This window comes from Pseudomonas sp. TMW22090 (genome assembly GCF_022496665.1).
Taxonomy (GTDB): Bacteria; Pseudomonadota; Gammaproteobacteria; order Pseudomonadales; family Pseudomonadaceae; genus Aquipseudomonas; species Aquipseudomonas gregormendelii.
On record NZ_SCFH01000001.1, the window covers coordinates 363,139 to 379,470 of the forward strand.

The following is a 16,332-nucleotide window of genomic DNA, read 5'->3' on the forward strand; positions in this document are numbered from 1 at the left end:
CAATATTGAACGTTGAACCTGTAAGAGCTCGCTCCCGCAACGAATTTTTCTTCGCAAATGAGTGTTATTCAATAGCGGGCGTTAGTGGCGGGGTGCCACAATCGCGTTTTTACCGGCAGCATGATCAGGCGGATCACATGGATCGATTTGGGCCTCGGTACGACCAGCAGACGCAGATCGCCGATCAGGTGCGCTCGGACCGGTTGCACCAGTTGTTTCACCAATCGGTGTCTGCGGTATTTGGCAGTTACCTGGCCGCTCTCATGCTGTGCTGGCTGTGCTGGGACAACCTGGATCACAATGTGGTTTTTTCCTGGATCGCCTTGTTGTCGGTGTCGTCATTATTACGCCTGGGAATGTTCATCGCCTATTTTCGCAGCCCTGACCTGGAACGTACCCCGCAACGTTGGGAACTCATGTACTGGCTGACGCTGATCCTGTCGGCAGGCATCTGGGGTGCCGGGGCCCTGGCGGTGATGCCCACGAACGACCTGTTGTCCCAGGCGCTGGTCATGTTGTTCGCGGTGGGGATGTCGGTCAGCGCCGTGTCCTGCTATTCGTCCTATAGCCACATGACCCTGGCGTCGATAGCGCTGGTGTTGCTGCCCTGTACTGTCTGGCTGTTGTTCCAGTCGTCAACGATTCAGGTGGGCATGGCCCTGGCGGTGCTGGTCTTTGCCTCTTTTGTGGCCGGCGCGACCCGCAAGTTGTCCCAGGCGCTGGAAACTGCCTTTCGCCTGACCCGGGAAATGGAACAGGCGCACAGCATTTCCACCCGCGCCGCGCAGACCGACGAGCTCACCGGATTGAACAATCGGCGTGCGTTCTTCGAGCAAGCGCAGCAGTTGTACAGCCACTGCATGAATCACCGATTGCCCCTGTGCGTGGTAATGCTGGACATGGATCATTTCAAGCACATCAATGACACCTATGGCCATCAGGTCGGGGACCAGGTGTTGCGGCAGATGGGGGTGGTGATCAGCAAGTCGTTCCGGCCTACGGATGTGTATGGACGCTTGGGTGGTGAGGAGTTCGCGGTGTTGTTGCCCGACACTTGCATCGAGGTGGCGCTGGATATTGCAGAGCAGGTCACGCGCTCCATCGCAGGGTCGATGACCGGGCCGGTGCACTGCATCACGGCCAGCCTGGGGGTCGCATCGATGGGGAGCGAGGATCATGATTTGCACAGCCTGATGAACAACGCGGACAAGGCGTTGTACCGTGCCAAGGCGCGAGGGCGTAACCAGGTGGCGGTGTCGGAGTAACGCAAGGCTGCTCAAACCGCGCACCCGTCACTCAGCTCGACTCCGCCGTATCATCATCAAGGGTTTCGCCGACCGGTTCTTCCTGCCCCGGCAATTCGGTAATCACGCTGAAGTCACTGACCTCGACGGCGCCCGTGCCGTACCCCAGCAAGTGGAAAGAAAAAGCCTTGCGCGACTCGGGATTGTCGAAGCTGAAGTCCATCTCCAGCGGCTGGTCGGCGGTGACCAGCATTTCAGCCGGCAACCCTACCTGAACGTCCCGTTCGAATTCCTTGGTCTTGAGCAGGATGTAGGCATTGTCCTGGCTGTCGACCGAGCGTACGGTCAGGCGCACCCGGGTGTGCGAGCCCTTGGGCATTTCCAGGTATTGCGCGCCGATGAGGTTGTCGGCCCAGTCATCCTTGATTTGTGCCTGCAGCGGAATGCTTGCCGGGCTGCCGAACTGATAACGCTGGTTCAGCGGTGTCTGCATCAGGCTTTGATCCAGGGCCGTGGCGCGCGCAGCAATCTGCCGGGCACGCTGGCCGCCGTATTGGCCGAGCAGCTTCGCCCGCTCGGCGATGAAGCCTTCACTGGCGTAGTACCGGCAGCGTTGCTGGAAATCGCACTCGGTGAACGTACCCTGGCCATCGTGATAACGCAGATTGCCGTTGGTGTAGGACATGATCTCGCGCCCGGTGGCGTAGTCGCGAAACAGCGAGCGGCCGCTCAGGGTGGCCGGCACGGGCAGGGCGAAGTAGTCGAGGATCGACGTACTCAAGTCCACATGCCCGTACACCCCGGGTTTGATGTGTGGCAACTGCGTCTGATCCGGTGCGAGGGTCAGGTTGAACCCCCATGATGAAGCGAGGCGCACGCCATCGATGCCATGGGACTCGTCGGAGGTGATCACCACCAGGGTGTCCTTGAGCACGCCCTGGCGCTCCAGGTCGCTGAGGAACTGGTCGAGGGCGTCATCCAGGTAACCGACCGCTGCCTGCTTGGGGGTGTCGTAGCGTTGCAGGTAGTCTTCGGGGGCGGAATAGGGCTGGTGGGTGCCGACGGTGAGCAGGGTCAGCATCCAGGGTTGTTTTTGTTTCTTGAGCTGGCCGACATAGTCCAGCGCACCTTCGAAGAAGGCCTTGTCGTCCTTGCCCCACGGAAAGTCCAGGTACGATGCGTTGGTGAACCATTCAAGGCCCAGGGTCGTGTCAAAGCCGATGTGCGGCATGATCTTGTCTTTGGCCATGAAGCGCAGGCCGGCACCCTGGAGGTAATGCGTGGCAAAGCCGTTCTTGCGCAGCTGTGCCGGCAGGCAGTCCTGGTTGCGCGCGCTTTGGGTGAGCATCTCGACGCCTTTGGGCGTGCCGTTGTCGAGTTTGTCATAGTCACCGCAGAGCATGGCGTAAAGGCCGCGGATGGTCTGGTGGCTGTGCAGCACGTAGTCGGGGGTGTTCATGCCGCGTTGCGCCCAGCGACTGAGTCGCGGCATCAGGTCCTCCTGATAGCTGCTGTGCAAAGCTTCGCGATTGGCCCCGATGTAGGCACCGGGAATGCCTTCCAGGGCGATGACCAACACATTACGCGCCTGTCCGCGGCCGGCCAGCAGCCGCTGGCCGTCCAGGTCGAGTTGGACCAGGCCAGCCATCTGCGGCGGCACGTCGACGACGTCGCCCTCCAGCCATTCCTCCACCGTCATCTGCACGTTGCCCGTGCCAGCGGCCATCAATTGATGGGGCAGGTTGTAGACCCGCCACTGATCGGCATCGGTAGGCTGCAAGTGCTGCGCCCCCCAGTGGGCGATAAGCAGCAGCAGCGGAGCGCTCCAGGCCTGACGGGGCAGGGACGGCGAGGGGGTCGAGGGCGCCAGGCAGTGGCTGAGCAACCATATGCCCAGTGCGACCAGCAACGAGGCTGCCAGCCAGGGCTGGGCGAAGCCGCCACCGGTGGAATTTTCCAGGAACTGCGGGTCGATCAGGTAATGCACATCCGACACGTTGGGCAACCGGCCAACGGCACTGACCAGCTCGGCGCTGGCCACCGTCAGGAAGCCCCATGCCAGCAACACCGGCAGTGCCAGCCACCAGGGCCGACGATGTAACAGCACCAGCAGCAGGCTGCCGATGGCCAGGTCCGACAAATATCCGTGGGGATTTGACCAGCCCAGTGCTGCCCGCAGGCACAGGGGCACGAACAACACCAGGCCGACCAGGGCAATAAGGCGCGCGTAGGGTTGCTGCAACCCGAGACGGAGTTTGTTCACAAAATACATTCCAGCCACTAAATCGTCACACAAGTGTGCTGGATGGTATCAAGTGCCGGCAAAACTGGCCCGGATATATAAGGTCACATTTGTCCGCCGGCACTTGTCAGGCCGTTACTTGCGCACGTTCTGGTAGAGCATCAGCCTCGAAGTTTCGTGCATGCCTCGGGTCAATTGCACGAGGCGCTTGAACTCTTCCGGGTTCTGTCGGGCCACGTCATCGGTCGGGGTCATCGACGCCAGGTCGTGCAAGGTCGGCGAGCTGCCGTCGTGCTCCATTTGCACCATGAAATGCTGGGTAACGCCGGCAATCAGCGGGAATGTGCCCTCACGCAGGACCAGCGGCACCACGCGTTCGCCTTCGGGGGCGGGTTGCTGGATATCCCGGCCCATGCCGCTGTTGCGAAACTCCAGGCCCGCCATGCCGGCCACGGTGGGCAGCAAATCCACCAGGCCCACGGCTTCCTCGACGGTGCGTGAGCCCAGCAGCGCAGGGGCATGGATGATCATCGGCACGGCGTTGCTTTCCAGGCCCAGCTGTTCGTAGGCCGGGGCCAGAAACGGGATCTGCGCGATGCGGGTGTTGTGATCGCCAAACAGCACGAAAATGGTGTTCTCGTACCAGCCGCCTGCCTTGGCGATTTCCATCAGGCGACCGATGTTGAAGTCCAGCAGGCGCACGGCGTTGTACTGCTCGACACTGCGCGAGCCGGCAGCCTGGACTTCGGCCAGGGTCGGGTGCTTGACCTCGAATCCGTCATTGAGCTCGGGGATGGTAAAAGGGCGATGATTGCCGGCGGTTTGCACATAGGCAAAGAACGGTTTGTCCTTGGGCAGCGCCTGCAGGATCTTGTCGGTTTCCTTGAACAGGTCCAGGTCGGAAATGCCCCAGACATCGACGACCGGCGCCTTCCAGTCGCGCTCCTCGTACAGCCGCACGCCATCGATGCTCTGGCGAATCAGCGCGTTCATGTTGGCCCAGCCGGAGTTGCCGCCGATGGTGTAGATCTTCTCGTAGCCGGTGAAGGCGTTGATCAGGGTGTTCTGCTGGGTGATCAGCGGGTTGCGCGTCGCGGTTTCCTGACGGGTGACGTCGGGCACCCCGGAGATGCTCGCCCACACGGTTTTCGCGGTACCGGTGACTGGCACGTAGAAATGTTCGAAAAACCAGCTCTGCTTGGCAAGTCGGTCAATGTTGGGCGTCGGATCGATCGGGTTGCCGTAGGCCCCGACAGCGCTGGTGCCCAGGGATTCGAGCATCACGAACATCACATTGGGTGGGCGCGAGCCGGGAATCTTGTAAGGTTGAGGTGCCTGGTGCCGTACGAAATTGAGGGTTTGCGCGTCCGGCTGGTCGACGCCCAGGTAGCGGGACATGACTGCGTAGTGCTCGCGCACCTGCTGTTCGTCGTAGCGGGACTGACCAACCTTGACCGTGTCGTAGAGGAAAATCACCGGGTTCAGGCCCAATGCCGCGATCTGGTTGTTGCTGGAGAAAAACGCATCGCTCCAGCGCAGGGGAACCGGATTTTCCAGGTTCATGTTTTCTACTCGGCCGAGGATGCCAAGCAGCACCAGCACCACCATCAACGCACTGCCCCAGGTGGCGGAGAGTGGGTGAATGACCTTGCACGGACGATCCAGCGTGACCCTTTCCAGGCGCACCAGGGCCAGGGTCGCCAGCGCGACCGTGGCCAGCCAGCCGAGGCTGATCCAGATCACCGGGTACGTCTGCCAGACCATGTCGCGGGATATCTGCGCGTCCTCGATGAAGCGCAGCACGGTGGCATTGATGCGCACACCAAGGTAGGCGTAGTGACCAAAATCGATGATGTAGATCAGCAGCAGAACGCTCAGGGCCGCCACCAGATAGACCCTGGCGACCAGGCGCAGCACGCGGCTGGTGGTCAGGTTCCAGCGCGGAATCCACGCCAGCAACGCCAGGGGCAGCACCGTGAGGATGGCCAGGCGCAAGTCGAAACGAAAGCCGATGCCCAGGGTTTCCACAATCGCGGGTTGGGCGCTCAGGGCGCTAGCGTCAAACCCTGAAAAGCCGAAGAAGAACACTACTCGCAATACCGCGAACAGCGCAAACACGATCGCGGTCGCGGCCAACCAGTAATGCAAGCGTCTCGATTGCAACCAACCCATCCCTGTTCCCCTGTTTAAAGTCGTTAAATCTCAAATGGACCTGTGGCTCGCCGATCCACGCCGGCTGAGGAACCAGCGATAGGCCTGGCGGGTGCCGAGCACCAGCAGCGCCACGCAGCAATACAGCCCCAGCAGTGGATCCACCAGGTAATCCCAATAGTTGTGCGAAGGTTTGAGCCCCACCATAAAGGCCAGGGTCGCGCCCGCCAGCATGGCCACAGCCAGACCGTTGCGCAGGTAGTACAGGCCGAGCGTCAGCAAGGCAATCAGGGTCAGCAGCACGCGCGGGCTGAAACCCAGCCGGTATGGATCGACGTACGTCCAGCCCAGCGTCGCCGGATACAACAGCACGGCCATGGCGGCGAAGATCACCAGCACGCCGACATATCCACGTGGCGCAGGCGCCAGGATTTCCAGGCGGCGCAGGCATGCCCACGCCATCAGGATCATCGTGGTAATTGCCAGGTCATCGATGTGACTGCGCAAATAAGCCGCCACCGTCAAACCGTCCAGCGGGATGAAACTGGCGGCGAGCAAAGCCAGCAGCAGCAACCCGCGCCAGAGCCGGCCGAGGCCAAAGCCGGGCAGCATGAGGAATATGATCATTGCGAAACTGAGATGGGCTTGCCACAGGTTGATCATTTCAGGCGCTCGGACAGCCAGGCTTCGTTGAAGGTGACGTGCTTGATGAAGGTGTTGTTCCAGGAATAAACCAGGTGATACATGCCGTCGGGGCTGCGAATGAAGTAGGGATACTCATACTCGAATTCACACCCGCGGCTGGTGCAGACCCGGGTGTCCAGATTGCTCAGGAACTGCGCTTCCAGGGGCTGGCGCAGCGCACCGCTGGAGTCGCGAAATTCCTGGCCGATGATTTCCTTGTAGGCTTGCGGGGAAAACGGCTCGCCTTCCGGGTCTGGCGATTTATCCAGGTCGCGCAGGGCGCGCCAGTCGTCCATTTTCGCATCGGTGCCGTACAGGCTCAGCTTGAAACGGCCTTCACGCAGGTCATTGAGTGCCACCAGCAAGCCGTGTTCCGGCGTGGCGACCGCTGCCAGCGAAGAGTTTGGGTTGGACGGGTCGAGCGGATAGGGTTCGCTCCAGGTTTGCCCGGCGTCTTCGGTGCGCGTCGCCAGCACTCGGTGGTGGGTCTCGCCGGCATAGCGCAGCAGGGCGACGCCGCGCTGGCCATCCAGCGGCACGACCGTTGGCTGCAAGGAATTGGTGCCACGGCTGATACGGAATTTGTCGATGACGTTGCCGTCCGGGCTCAGGTACAGGTACTCGGCAAACTTGCCCAGAAACTCGTGATACACCGGAAGGCCGATGGAACCATCGGCATGAAACACCGGTGCCGAACGCACCAGGGTACTGATATTCAGAAAGGGCGAGGTGATCAACTGGCGCGGCGTAGACCAGTTATCGCCGAAGTCGTCGGAGACCATCACATTGACTGCACTGCCGGCCCAACCACCCATCGACACCGAGACATAGAAGAGCCACAGGCGATTGTCCGGCGCCAGCGCCACGACCGGGTTGCCAAGCTTGCGAATGTATTTGCGAGTGCCTTGCTGGGTCGACTGGCGAGTCGCCAACACCTGCTCCGCGCCCCATTCACCGGTTTTCGCGTTGAACCGGGCGGAACGCACCTGCACGTCTGCAGCGCCTTCGCGGGTGCCGGCGAACCAGACAGACATCAGGCTGCCGTCAGGCAGTGCGGTAACCGCCGAGGAATGCACAAAGTCCACCAGGCCCGAGGACGCGAAGCGGCTGGTGTAGACGGGCTTGGCCACTTTGTCGGCCACCGCCATCACCGGGCTCATCAGGGCGAAGGAGGAGTGGACAGCGGCAGGGTGGGTAAACCAGGCGCCCGCGAACAGGCACACCAATACAACGTAAACGGCAAGGCGGGGAGGATTGATGCGCATCATACGGCTCGGCATCTCAAGGGGCCTGATCGAGCGGCGTAACCTATCACTAGTAGTTATATATTCGGAGTTAAGCCAGGAGTGTATTTGTAAGGAGATGTTTGTATCTACTGGGACTTCCGGCGAGCGCAGGTACCCAGGAGGGCTGAAAGTACCGTCTCAGAGACGTCGGTGCTTGAATGGAAAAATTCCTGTGCAGGACGTTCGCGCTATTAGCTTTAGATGCGTGGTACGTAACCATCAACCGAAGGAGGGACAACGTCGGCCTCGGTAGGTGTGCGTCGCCGGGCCTGCTCGTGATGCGGCCAGCACAGTCACAGCAAAAGCGTACCTTGAAACGGCAGTACTGTCGTAAAAACGACCTCTTGACACTGAACGCGAATCGGCAGGAATTATCTGTTGAACGACTGTTCAGCTTAGATTATGTTGAGACCCACTTCCCCGGCTGGTAGCGCGGGCTTGCGTTTCTTCTTATCGAACGAGGCACTTGCATGCGGTTTTCACCCTTTGTTCAGCGGATAACTGGTGACGGCGTTGCCGCCTGGGATATTCACTACGCAGCGTATGAAGCCCAGCGCCGGGGCGAGGATGTGATTATCCTCAGCGTCGGCGATCCGGACTTCCCCACCCCTGACTTCATCACTGACGCCGCTATTCATGCCCTGCGTGAGGGCGATACTCACTACACCGAAATCGCCGGTCGCCTGAAATTGCGCGAAGCGATTGCCGCCCGCCATAGCCCCCTGTTCCACCGTGAGCTGCACGCGTCCAACGTGATTTTGACGGCAGGGGCGCAGAATGCCCTGTTCGCCGCATCAATGTGCCTGCTGACAGCTGGCGACGAAGTGATCGCCCTGGACCCGATGTACGTCACCTACGAGGCTACCCTGAAGGCGTCCGGCGCGACGCTGGTGCGCGTACCGTGCGCTGCCGATGGCGGTTTTCGGCTGGATGCCGCGGTGCTGGCCAAGGCCATTACCCCGCGCACCAAAGCCCTGTTCCTGTCCAACCCGAACAACCCTACCGGCGTCGTGCTCAATCGCGAAGAATTGCAGGCGATCGCCGAGCTTGCCGTTGTCCATGACTTGTGGGTGGTGGTGGATGAAGTCTATGAAAGCCTGACGTTCGAGCGTGAGCACCTGAGCCTGGCAGCGATGCCGGGCATGGCCGAACGTTGCGTGGTGATCGGCAGCCTGTCGAAATCCCACGCCATGACCGGCTGGCGCATCGGCTGGATCATCGCCAACGAAACCCTGGTGGCCCACGTCGAAAACCTGGTGCTGAGCATGCTCTATGGCCTGCCGGGTTTTGTCATGGAGGCGGCACTCAAGGCCGTGCAGTCCCATGCGGACGTCACCCACGGCATGCGTGACATTTACCGCCGTCGTCGCGACCTCGTGGTGAAGAGCCTGGCGGATTGTCCAGGGATATCGGTACTCAACCCGGACGCGGGGATGTTTGTGCTGCTGGACGTGCGCAGCACCGGCCTGACGTCGCTGGAATTTGCCTGGCGGCTGCTGCGCGAGGCGCATGTCTCGGTATTGGATGCGGCTGCATTCGGTGAGCCGGCCCAGGGTTTTGTGCGGCTCTCGTTTACCCAAGGCGAAGAGCGATTGGCCCAGGCCTGCCAGCGCATTCGCAAATTTGTCCTGGTTTTGAACGGTGAAGCGCCGCGCCCGGTGATCAATCGGGTGGGCAGCGAGGCGACGATCGAGGCGGTGGCCCGCAAGACCATGATCGAAGTCGATCGCCTGCACAAACGCTTTGGCAATATCGAGGTGCTGAAGGGTGTTTCGCTGACCGCTCGTGAAGGTGAAGTGATCTCCCTGATTGGCGCCAGCGGTTCGGGTAAAAGTACCTTGCTGCGTTGCATCAATATGCTCGAAATACCCGACCAGGGCCGCATCCTGGTGGATGGCGAAAGCATCCATCTGAACCAGAATCGGCCGGGGGCGCCATTGGTGTCCGACGCCAAACAGCTGGTGCGGATCCGTTCGAGCCTGGGCATGGTGTTCCAGAACTTCAACCTCTGGCCCCATCGCACCGTGCTGGAAAACCTTATCGAAGCACCGACCCAGGTCCTGCGAGAAAGCCGCGCGGAGGCCACCGAACGGGCCGAAGCCTTGCTCGAGCGCGTGGGACTGGCGGCCAAGCGCAACGAGTACCCGGCGTTTCTTTCTGGTGGCCAGCAGCAACGGGTCGCCATCGCCCGGGCCTTGGCCATGCGGCCCAAGGTCATGCTGTTCGATGAACCCACCTCGGCACTCGACCCGGAACTGGTCGGCGAAGTGCTGCGGGTGATCCGCTCTCTCGCCGAAGAAGGCCGGACCATGATCCTGGTGACCCATGAAATGGCCTTCGCACGCGATGTCTCCTCCAAGGTCGCCTTCCTGCACCAGGGGCTGATCGAAGAAACCGGTTCGCCGGACGATGTGTTCGTACACCCACGCAGCGAGCGTTGCCGACAATTCGTCAACGCTCATCAGACTCGCTGATCAATAAAAAGACGGGGAACAATCATGGGAAATCGACGTTTGGCAAACTGGATGACGGGCGTGGCATGCGTGCTGCTGGCCGGGATGAGCGCAGCCCAGGCTGCACCGATCAGGTTTGCAGTGGCAGCAGAACCTTATCCGCCGTACACCGAGAAGCAGGCGAACGGTGAGTGGAAAGGTTTCGAGGTTGACCTGATCCATAAGCTGTGCAGCGAGATGAAGGCCGAGTGCGAGATCAAGGAAGTGGCATGGGACGGCATCATTCCCTCCTTGCTGGCGAAAAAGATCGACGTGATTTTTTCCTCGATGTCGGTGACTGCCGAGCGCGAGAAACAGATCGCCTTCAGCAAGGCTTACTACGATTCGGCAATCGCGGTGGTTGGGCCCAAGGGCACCACCGTGAGCAAGTTTCCGGATGATCTCAAAGGCAAGATCATCGGCGTGCAGAACTCGACCGTCAGTGCCAGCTACCTGAAGGCCAATTACGAAAAGATCGCCGAGGTGAAGTACTACGACACCCAGGACTCGGCCAATGCCGACCTGATTTCCGGCCGTATCGACTTGATGATGGCGGACGGCACGGCCATGGCCTCTTTCGTCAAGACGGCCGATGCCAGCAACCTGGCCTACCTCGCCACCGTGCCCTACGACCCGATTTTCGGTAAAGGCGTCGGCGCCGGTTTGCGCAAGGATGACACTGAGCTCAAGGCCAAACTGGACCAGGCGATCACTCGCCTGCTGGCAAGCAAAGACTATGACGAACTGTCCCAGGGCTACTTCGGTACGAGCGTGAAACCTGCGTTCTGACGCCGGGCTGCAAGATGACCTGTGGGAGCAGAGCTTTGGGTCCCACAGGGGCTCCTCCCACACGAAGGAGTGGTGATGTCTGGTTCGCCGACTGGAGACCGAAATGCCAGCAATGTTCGATTTGATCAATTTCAGCGAAACAGGCTGGGGCAGCGCGTTGCTCAAGGGCCTGATGATGACCCTGCAGATTTCTGCGGGTGCTTTCGTGGTCGGTTTGTTTATCGGCCTGGTGGTGGCCTGTCTCAAGTTGGGCGCGCCTAAACCCATCGCGGCGCTGATGCGCGGCTACACCACGTTGTTTCGGGCCATTCCGGAGTTGTTGCTGATCCTGCTGCTGTACTACGTCGGCTCCATGCTGCTCAATTCGCTGATGGCCAGGATGGGTTACGACGCGGTCAACGTCAGCGGCCCGCTGGCGGCAATCCTGGTGCTGGGACTGGTCCAGGGCGCCTATGCCTCGGAGATTTTTCGCGCGGCGATCCAGGCGATCCCCTATGGCCAGATCGAGGCGGCGAGGGCGTTCGGGCTCAGCGGGTTCGGCCTGTTCCGGCGAGTCACGCTGCCGATCATGGCGCCCTACGCCATGGCAGGGATGGCCAACCTGTGGATCAACCTGATCAAGGACAGTGCCCTGATCAGCGTGGTCGGCACCAATGAGCTGCTGTACACCGCCAAGCAAGGGGCGGGTTCGACGCGTCACTATCTGTTGTTCTACCTCACGGCTGCGGCGATGTATTACGCCGTGACGTTGGTGTCCAACTACCTCTCGGGACGGCTGGAGCGACGCATCCGTCGCTGGATGCCTTTGGCTGAGTGAATGAAATGATTCCAGCGTGGATAGTTGAATATGCGGCACTCCTGGGCCGTGGATTGCAAACAACCATCAGCATTCTGTTGATCTCGATGGTGTTCGGTTTCGCCCTGGCGGTGCTGGTGGCGTTGGCGCGGATCTCGAAAAACAAGTTCATCGCCAAGGCCAGCCTGTTCTACACCAGTGTGCTGCGGGGCACGCCGCTGCTGATCCAGATCTACATTTTCTACTACGGACTGGGCAGCCTGTTTGCGCAGTTCCCGCTGATCCGTGGCAGCTTTTTCTGGCCTTATTTGCGCGACGGCTATTGGTACATCGTTTTTGCGCTGGTGCTGTCGGTGGGTGCCTACGTCGGAGAGGTGATTCGTGGTGGGCTGCTGGCGGTGCCCAAGGGTGAAATGGAAGCGGCTTCGGCGTTCGGCATGACTGCGCGCCAGTCCTTGTTGCGAGTGCGCCTGCCGCGGGCGATGCGCCTGCTGTTGCCGACCCTGGCCGGGGAGACGGTGATGCTGCTCAAGTCCACGGCCTTGGCCTCGACCATTGCGATCATCGACCTGCTGGGCGCGGCCAATGTGGTGCGCGCACAAACCCTGCAGGTGTATGAGCCGCTGCTGCTGGTGGCCGGGGTGTATGTGTGCCTCACCTTCCTGATCGAGGCCCTGTTTGCGTTCTTCGAGCGGCGCGGGACGCCCGTACGCAGGTCGGTGTGATGAGTGCGCCACGGATGGTTGATCGGTCGTTGCAGGGCATCGGCCTGTGCACCCTGGGGTACGCGTTTCTGGCCTTGCAGGACGCGGTGATCAAGGCATTGGTGGCCGATTATTCGGTGGTGACCATCCTGTTCTGGCGCAGCTTGCTGGTCGTGGTGGTCTGCGTGGCTGCGGGGCGCTTGCGCCTGGTGCAGAAAGCCTGGCGTTCGCCAAGCCGGCGCTTGCTGGTGGTGCGCGGTTTGCTGTCGATCATCGCCTGGGTGCTGTATTACACCGCTGCCCGAGACCTGTCGCTGGCGGAGATGACCACGCTGTATTTTTCCGCGCCGATCATGGTTACGGTATTGGCGGCGGTGATCCTCAAGGAACGCGCCAACGGGTGGCAATGGTTCACCCTGGTCGTCGGCTTCATCGGCGTGATCATCGCCTGCCGACCAACACGGTTGACCGACCCGTTGCCGGTGGTGCTGACCCTGCTGGCCGCCATGTGCTGGGCGTTCACCTACATCCAGTTGCGGCAGGTGGATGACCAGACATCGGTGCTGGAGCAAATGTTGATCACCAACGTGGTGTTTGTTATTTGCATGACCCTGGCCTTGCCGTGGACTCATACGCCGGCACCGATGCCGGACTGGCTCGGTATGCTCGCAGCTGGCTTGGTGGGTGGTATCGGCCAGTTCCTGCTGTTCGCCAGTTTCCGTCGGGCGACGGCGACCTTGCTGGCGCCATTCGAGTACACCGGGTTGATCTGGGCGTTCCTGCTGTCGAGCCTGATCTGGGGCACCCGGATGGACGTGTCGCTGATGATCGGCGCGGGGCTGATTGCTGTCAGTGGCACCCTGGCGATGATCTTCGGGCGTCATGCCTCACAGGACGTCGTCGGCGCTGAATGCTCCGTTTCGCAACCCCTTTACCCAGCAGCGACAGATATGCAGGCCGTTGGCGGGGCTGAAGGTTTCGGGGTTGAGGCACCACTCGATCCAGAGTCCGTCGAGCGTCGCGGATAGGCCGATGGCGGCCAGGTGAGTGTCGTGGATCACAAACCCTTCGCTGGCCGCCAGGTCGTCGAGCAAATGGCGCAGCAAGTCGAGATAGGCTCGATAGCTTTTTTCGTGAGCCTGGCTGACGTGAACGGAGTGGCGGATCAGGCTCCAGAACACCACCCAGGCGCCGAGTAATTGCGGGTCCATGACCCGGGGGGCAAATGAGCCGGTGAGGAAGGCGTCCATCTTTGCGGCGGGGGTGTCGGCCTGTTCTATTTCCTGCATCAGGGCGCTCGTCAGTTCGTTGGCGAGCTTCTGGTAAGTGTCGGCGATCAGCGCATCGATGCTGCCGAAGTGATGATTGAGCAGGCCTACCGACACCCCGGCCTCCGTTGCGATGCGGCGCACCGACAGCCCGGCGTGGCCGTCGCGCACCAGGCAACGCAGGGCAGCGGCCACGAGCATTTCGCGGCGCGCGTCGGGTTCGGTGCGGCGGTTTTTAGCTGGGGCACGGGTCACGGGTCAGTCCTTGGAGTCGGTTATACGTTGCCGAGCTTAGTTGAACGTCTGTTCAATCACCAGCGGCAATGCCTTGGTTTTCTAGTGGTCATGACGGGAGGACAAACGGATGGTGCAGGATATTTCGTTGAATGTTCGCAGCAACAATGGCGACCCGTTGCAAGTGGGGGCCTGGCGTTACCAGGGTGATGGCAGCGGCCCCAAGGTGCACCTGCAAGCCGGGGTGCACGCTGACGAAATTGCCGGGATGCTGGTACTGCACCTGTTGATGCAACGCCTGCAGGTTGCCCAAGCCCAGGGGCGGCTCAGGAGTCAGGTGACGGTTGTGCCCCAGGCCAATCCCCTGGGTATTGGCCAGTTCCGCCAAGGCCGCCTGCTGGGGCGTTTTCATGACGCCACAGGGCACAATTTCAATCGTGGTTTTGACCAGTCGGCGGCGCAGCAACACCCGTCCACCAATGTCCAGGAATGGCAGAAAGCCCTGGTGCAACTGGCCGCCGATGCCGATGTGATGCTCGATCTGCACACCGATGACGAGGCACTGCCGTACCTCTATGTCCACCGCAGCTTTGCCCCCCAAGGCCGCGAACTGGCGGCAGCGATGAAGATGGACGTGGCGATCATCTGGGACGATGGCGGCGATGGTTCGTTTGAGGAAACCATTATTGCGCCCTGGCTGCGCAGAGGGCTCAGTGACCGCAATATGGCGGCAACCCTGGAGTTGCGCGGGCAGGGCGATGTCGGCGACCAACTGGCCGAACAGGATGCCCAGGGACTTTACGCCTGGCTGTGCCGCTGCGGAGCCATTGATGAGGCGCTAGGCCCGGAGGATTGGCCGGTGCAAACCCTGGAAATGGGCCAGATGGAGACCGTCCTTGCACCGACGCCCGGGGTCTTGATCTTCGAAAAACAGCTGGGAGACCCTGTTGCGGAGGGCCAGCGTTTTGCCCGGATCCTGCGCCGGCCCGGTGATCCCTCCAGCGAAGTGGTGTTGTTCGCCGAGCAGGCGGGGCGGATGGTCACCCGTTACCGCGATCGACTGATTGGCCAGGGCATGGTGGTGGCGAAATTCACGGGCACGCGTGTTTCTCGCCACTGGCACGGGGGCCTGCTCGACCCTAACTGACCACTGGCGGGCGCGGGATAAAACCGCCGCTCGACAACGAGCGGCGTTTTTGCAATCGGCGATTATAACTTGACGCTGCACAAGGTTCAGTGGGAAAAAGTCTGAGCAGAGGAGGATTGGATCCAAAAAATCAGCACTGGAATTAAGGACAATTCATGAGAACGCTTGTGTGTTTGCTGATCGCAACCACTGTCGGTGCCCTGCTGCAGTCGGTCGGTGTGCCCCACGGCTTGTTGCTCGGCTCGATCCTCGCCACCGCCATCATTGCTGCAAAGTCAGGCTTCGCGCCCAGGCTGCGCTTTGGCCTGGGTTACGTGCAAGTCTCCTTGGGAATCGCCACCGGGCTGATGTTCCAGGCCTGGGACAGCAGCACAGCCGCTGCTTTGTTGCCCAGCCTGGGTCTGTTGCTGTTATGCCTGGTGGCACAGATCGTCGTGGCCGGGGTGTGGTTGTGCAGGGGCTGCGGCTGGAACCTGAAGGATTCGCTGCTGGCAGTCTACCCGGGCGCGCTCGCGGCGGTGTTCGATTTACTGGAGTCGGAGCGGGCCTCGAGCAAGGTGATCGTGGTGCACCTGGTGCGATTGCTGTTCATCACCCTGCTGGTAAGCTTTTGCGTGACCGGGCAAACCGCAGTGAGCACTCCCGACAGCAGTCCCTGGCTGGTGAGCACGCTGTTGATCCTGCTCTCGCTGATTGCCCTGTGCCTGGCGCTGGGGCGCGTGCTCCTGCGCTTTGGAGTACCGGCGCCATTCATGTTGACGGCCATTGTCCTGACCGGCGTCTACGTCAGGTCGGGTTATCTCCCGGGTTTCCAGATGCCGCCGTGGAGCATTGATGTTGCCTCGGTGCTGCTGGGTACGTTGATCGGTTCGAAGTTCCGCGACATCAGCCTCAGGGAACTGTTGCGCCACGGCCGCTGCGGATTGATGTCGGTGGGGCTGATGCTGCTGGTGGCGGCAGGCTTCGCTGTAGTGGCGTGGCAGACGCTGGGCAGTGACCCGCTGACGCTGTGGCTGGCGTACATGCCGGGCGCGATCGAGACCATTTCGATCGTCGCGTTCAGTGGCGGGCTGAATGTCGTGTTCATTCTGTCCCACCATCTGGTGCGGATGGTTGTGCTGCATTTTTCCCCCGCGTTGCTGATCCAGGCGCGGCGCTGGCGCGAGAGTGCCGACCGGGGCTGACGTGTCACTGGTTTGTATCCCTGCGTATCAGGTGTGCCTGCAGCCACTTGCGCATACATATCCAGGGTGGCTTGGACACTTGGCTGATACATGGCGGCGTTTGAATGGGGC

At 61.1% G+C, this 16,332-nt stretch carries 12 protein-coding genes and 1 pseudogene; 8 read left to right on the forward strand and 5 right to left on the reverse strand.

Features of this window, described 5'->3' with window-relative positions:
- Nucleotides 1-137: 137 nt before the first annotated feature.
- Nucleotides 138-1,265 (forward strand): GGDEF domain-containing protein, encoded by a 1,128-nt coding sequence (locus EQV97_RS01755; RefSeq protein ID WP_240888256.1) that lies wholly within the window; start codon nucleotides 138-140, stop codon nucleotides 1,263-1,265.
- A gap of 31 nt (nucleotides 1,266-1,296) precedes the next feature.
- Here EQV97_RS01755 and EQV97_RS01760 read toward each other — a convergent pair whose 3' ends face one another.
- From EQV97_RS01760 to EQV97_RS01775, 4 genes are all read right to left on the reverse strand, one after another.
- Nucleotides 1,297-3,516, reverse strand: a complete 2,220-nt coding sequence (locus tag EQV97_RS01760; RefSeq protein WP_240888257.1) for an LTA synthase family protein — start codon at nucleotides 3,514-3,516, stop codon at nucleotides 1,297-1,299.
- 105 nt (nucleotides 3,517-3,621) lie between these two features.
- On the reverse strand, nucleotides 3,622-5,658 hold the full coding sequence (locus EQV97_RS01765; RefSeq protein WP_240888258.1) for an LTA synthase family protein: 2,037 nt from the start codon (nucleotides 5,656-5,658) through the stop codon (nucleotides 3,622-3,624).
- Nucleotides 5,659-5,688: 30 nt separating this feature from the next.
- Nucleotides 5,689-6,300, reverse strand: coding sequence for a hypothetical protein (locus EQV97_RS01770; protein ID WP_240888259.1), 612 nt, complete (start codon nucleotides 6,298-6,300; stop codon nucleotides 5,689-5,691).
- The gene (locus EQV97_RS01775) at nucleotides 6,297-7,586 is read right to left on the reverse strand and encodes a sialidase family protein (protein ID WP_122840379.1); all 1,290 of its coding nucleotides are present in this window, start codon (nucleotides 7,584-7,586) and stop codon (nucleotides 6,297-6,299) included. The genes EQV97_RS01770 and EQV97_RS01775 overlap by 4 nt, the downstream gene beginning before the upstream one ends.
- A 491-nt stretch (nucleotides 7,587-8,077) precedes the next feature.
- Here EQV97_RS01775 and EQV97_RS28850 point away from each other — a divergent pair, with 491 nt between their 5' ends.
- The 5 genes from EQV97_RS28850 (at nucleotide 8,078) to EQV97_RS01805 (ending at nucleotide 13,416) form a co-directional block, all read left to right on the forward strand.
- Entirely contained in the window at nucleotides 8,078-10,081 is a 2,004-nt protein-coding gene (locus tag EQV97_RS28850; RefSeq protein WP_122840352.1) for an aminotransferase class I/II-fold pyridoxal phosphate-dependent enzyme, read from the forward strand.
- A gap of 24 nt (nucleotides 10,082-10,105) precedes the next feature.
- Nucleotides 10,106-10,888 carry a transporter substrate-binding domain-containing protein gene (locus EQV97_RS01790; protein WP_240888260.1) on the forward strand — a complete coding sequence of 261 codons (783 nt, stop codon included), beginning with the start codon at nucleotides 10,106-10,108 and terminating at the stop codon, nucleotides 10,886-10,888.
- Nucleotides 10,889-10,991: 103 nt separating this feature from the next.
- A complete protein-coding gene (locus EQV97_RS01795; RefSeq protein WP_240888261.1) occupies nucleotides 10,992-11,705 on the forward strand; it encodes an ABC transporter permease subunit in 714 nt (237 codons plus the stop codon).
- A 5-nt stretch (nucleotides 11,706-11,710) separates the two neighbouring features.
- Complete coding sequence (locus tag EQV97_RS01800) at nucleotides 11,711-12,409, forward strand: ABC transporter permease subunit (RefSeq protein WP_122840380.1); 699 nt, start codon at nucleotides 11,711-11,713, stop codon at nucleotides 12,407-12,409.
- Nucleotides 12,409-13,416, forward strand: a complete 1,008-nt coding sequence (locus EQV97_RS01805; protein ID WP_122840354.1) for a DMT family transporter — start codon at nucleotides 12,409-12,411, stop codon at nucleotides 13,414-13,416. Before EQV97_RS01800 ends, EQV97_RS01805 begins: the two co-directional genes overlap by 1 nt.
- On the opposite strand, the pseudogene EQV97_RS01810 reads toward EQV97_RS01805, so the two are convergent.
- Nucleotides 13,372-13,857, reverse strand: a pseudogene (locus EQV97_RS01810) (TetR family transcriptional regulator C-terminal domain-containing protein); the annotation flags it as partial. The gene EQV97_RS01805 and the pseudogene EQV97_RS01810 overlap by 45 nt on opposite strands.
- A 163-nt stretch (nucleotides 13,858-14,020) precedes the next feature.
- On the opposite strand from EQV97_RS01810, the gene EQV97_RS01815 reads away from it, so the two are divergent.
- Together EQV97_RS01815 and EQV97_RS01820 are read left to right on the forward strand one after the other, a co-directional pair.
- Nucleotides 14,021-15,037 (forward strand): succinylglutamate desuccinylase/aspartoacylase family protein, encoded by a 1,017-nt coding sequence (locus EQV97_RS01815; RefSeq protein WP_225570999.1) that lies wholly within the window; start codon nucleotides 14,021-14,023, stop codon nucleotides 15,035-15,037.
- Nucleotides 15,038-15,192: 155 nt separating this feature from the next.
- The gene (locus tag EQV97_RS01820) at nucleotides 15,193-16,221 is read left to right on the forward strand and encodes an AbrB family transcriptional regulator (RefSeq protein ID WP_122840356.1); all 1,029 of its coding nucleotides are present in this window, start codon (nucleotides 15,193-15,195) and stop codon (nucleotides 16,219-16,221) included.
- Nucleotides 16,222-16,332 lie beyond the last annotated feature (111 nt).

Coding starts and splice junctions, on each gene's coding strand:
- EQV97_RS01755 (WP_240888256.1), top strand. CDS start 138: ATGGATCGATTTGGGCCTCGGTACGACCAGCAGACGCAGATCGCCGAT.
- EQV97_RS01760 (WP_240888257.1), bottom strand. CDS start 3,516: ATGTATTTTGTGAACAAACTCCGTCTCGGGTTGCAGCAACCCTACGCG.
- EQV97_RS01765 (WP_240888258.1), bottom strand. CDS start 5,658: ATGGGTTGGTTGCAATCGAGACGCTTGCATTACTGGTTGGCCGCGACC.
- EQV97_RS01770 (WP_240888259.1), bottom strand. CDS start 6,300: ATGATCAACCTGTGGCAAGCCCATCTCAGTTTCGCAATGATCATATTC.
- EQV97_RS01775 (WP_122840379.1), bottom strand. CDS start 7,586: ATGCGCATCAATCCTCCCCGCCTTGCCGTTTACGTTGTATTGGTGTGC.
- EQV97_RS28850 (WP_122840352.1), top strand. CDS start 8,078: ATGCGGTTTTCACCCTTTGTTCAGCGGATAACTGGTGACGGCGTTGCC.
- EQV97_RS01790 (WP_240888260.1), top strand. CDS start 10,106: ATGGGAAATCGACGTTTGGCAAACTGGATGACGGGCGTGGCATGCGTG.
- EQV97_RS01795 (WP_240888261.1), top strand. CDS start 10,992: ATGCCAGCAATGTTCGATTTGATCAATTTCAGCGAAACAGGCTGGGGC.
- EQV97_RS01800 (WP_122840380.1), top strand. CDS start 11,711: ATGATTCCAGCGTGGATAGTTGAATATGCGGCACTCCTGGGCCGTGGA.
- EQV97_RS01805 (WP_122840354.1), top strand. CDS start 12,409: ATGAGTGCGCCACGGATGGTTGATCGGTCGTTGCAGGGCATCGGCCTG.
- EQV97_RS01815 (WP_225570999.1), top strand. CDS start 14,021: ATGGTGCAGGATATTTCGTTGAATGTTCGCAGCAACAATGGCGACCCG.
- EQV97_RS01820 (WP_122840356.1), top strand. CDS start 15,193: ATGAGAACGCTTGTGTGTTTGCTGATCGCAACCACTGTCGGTGCCCTG.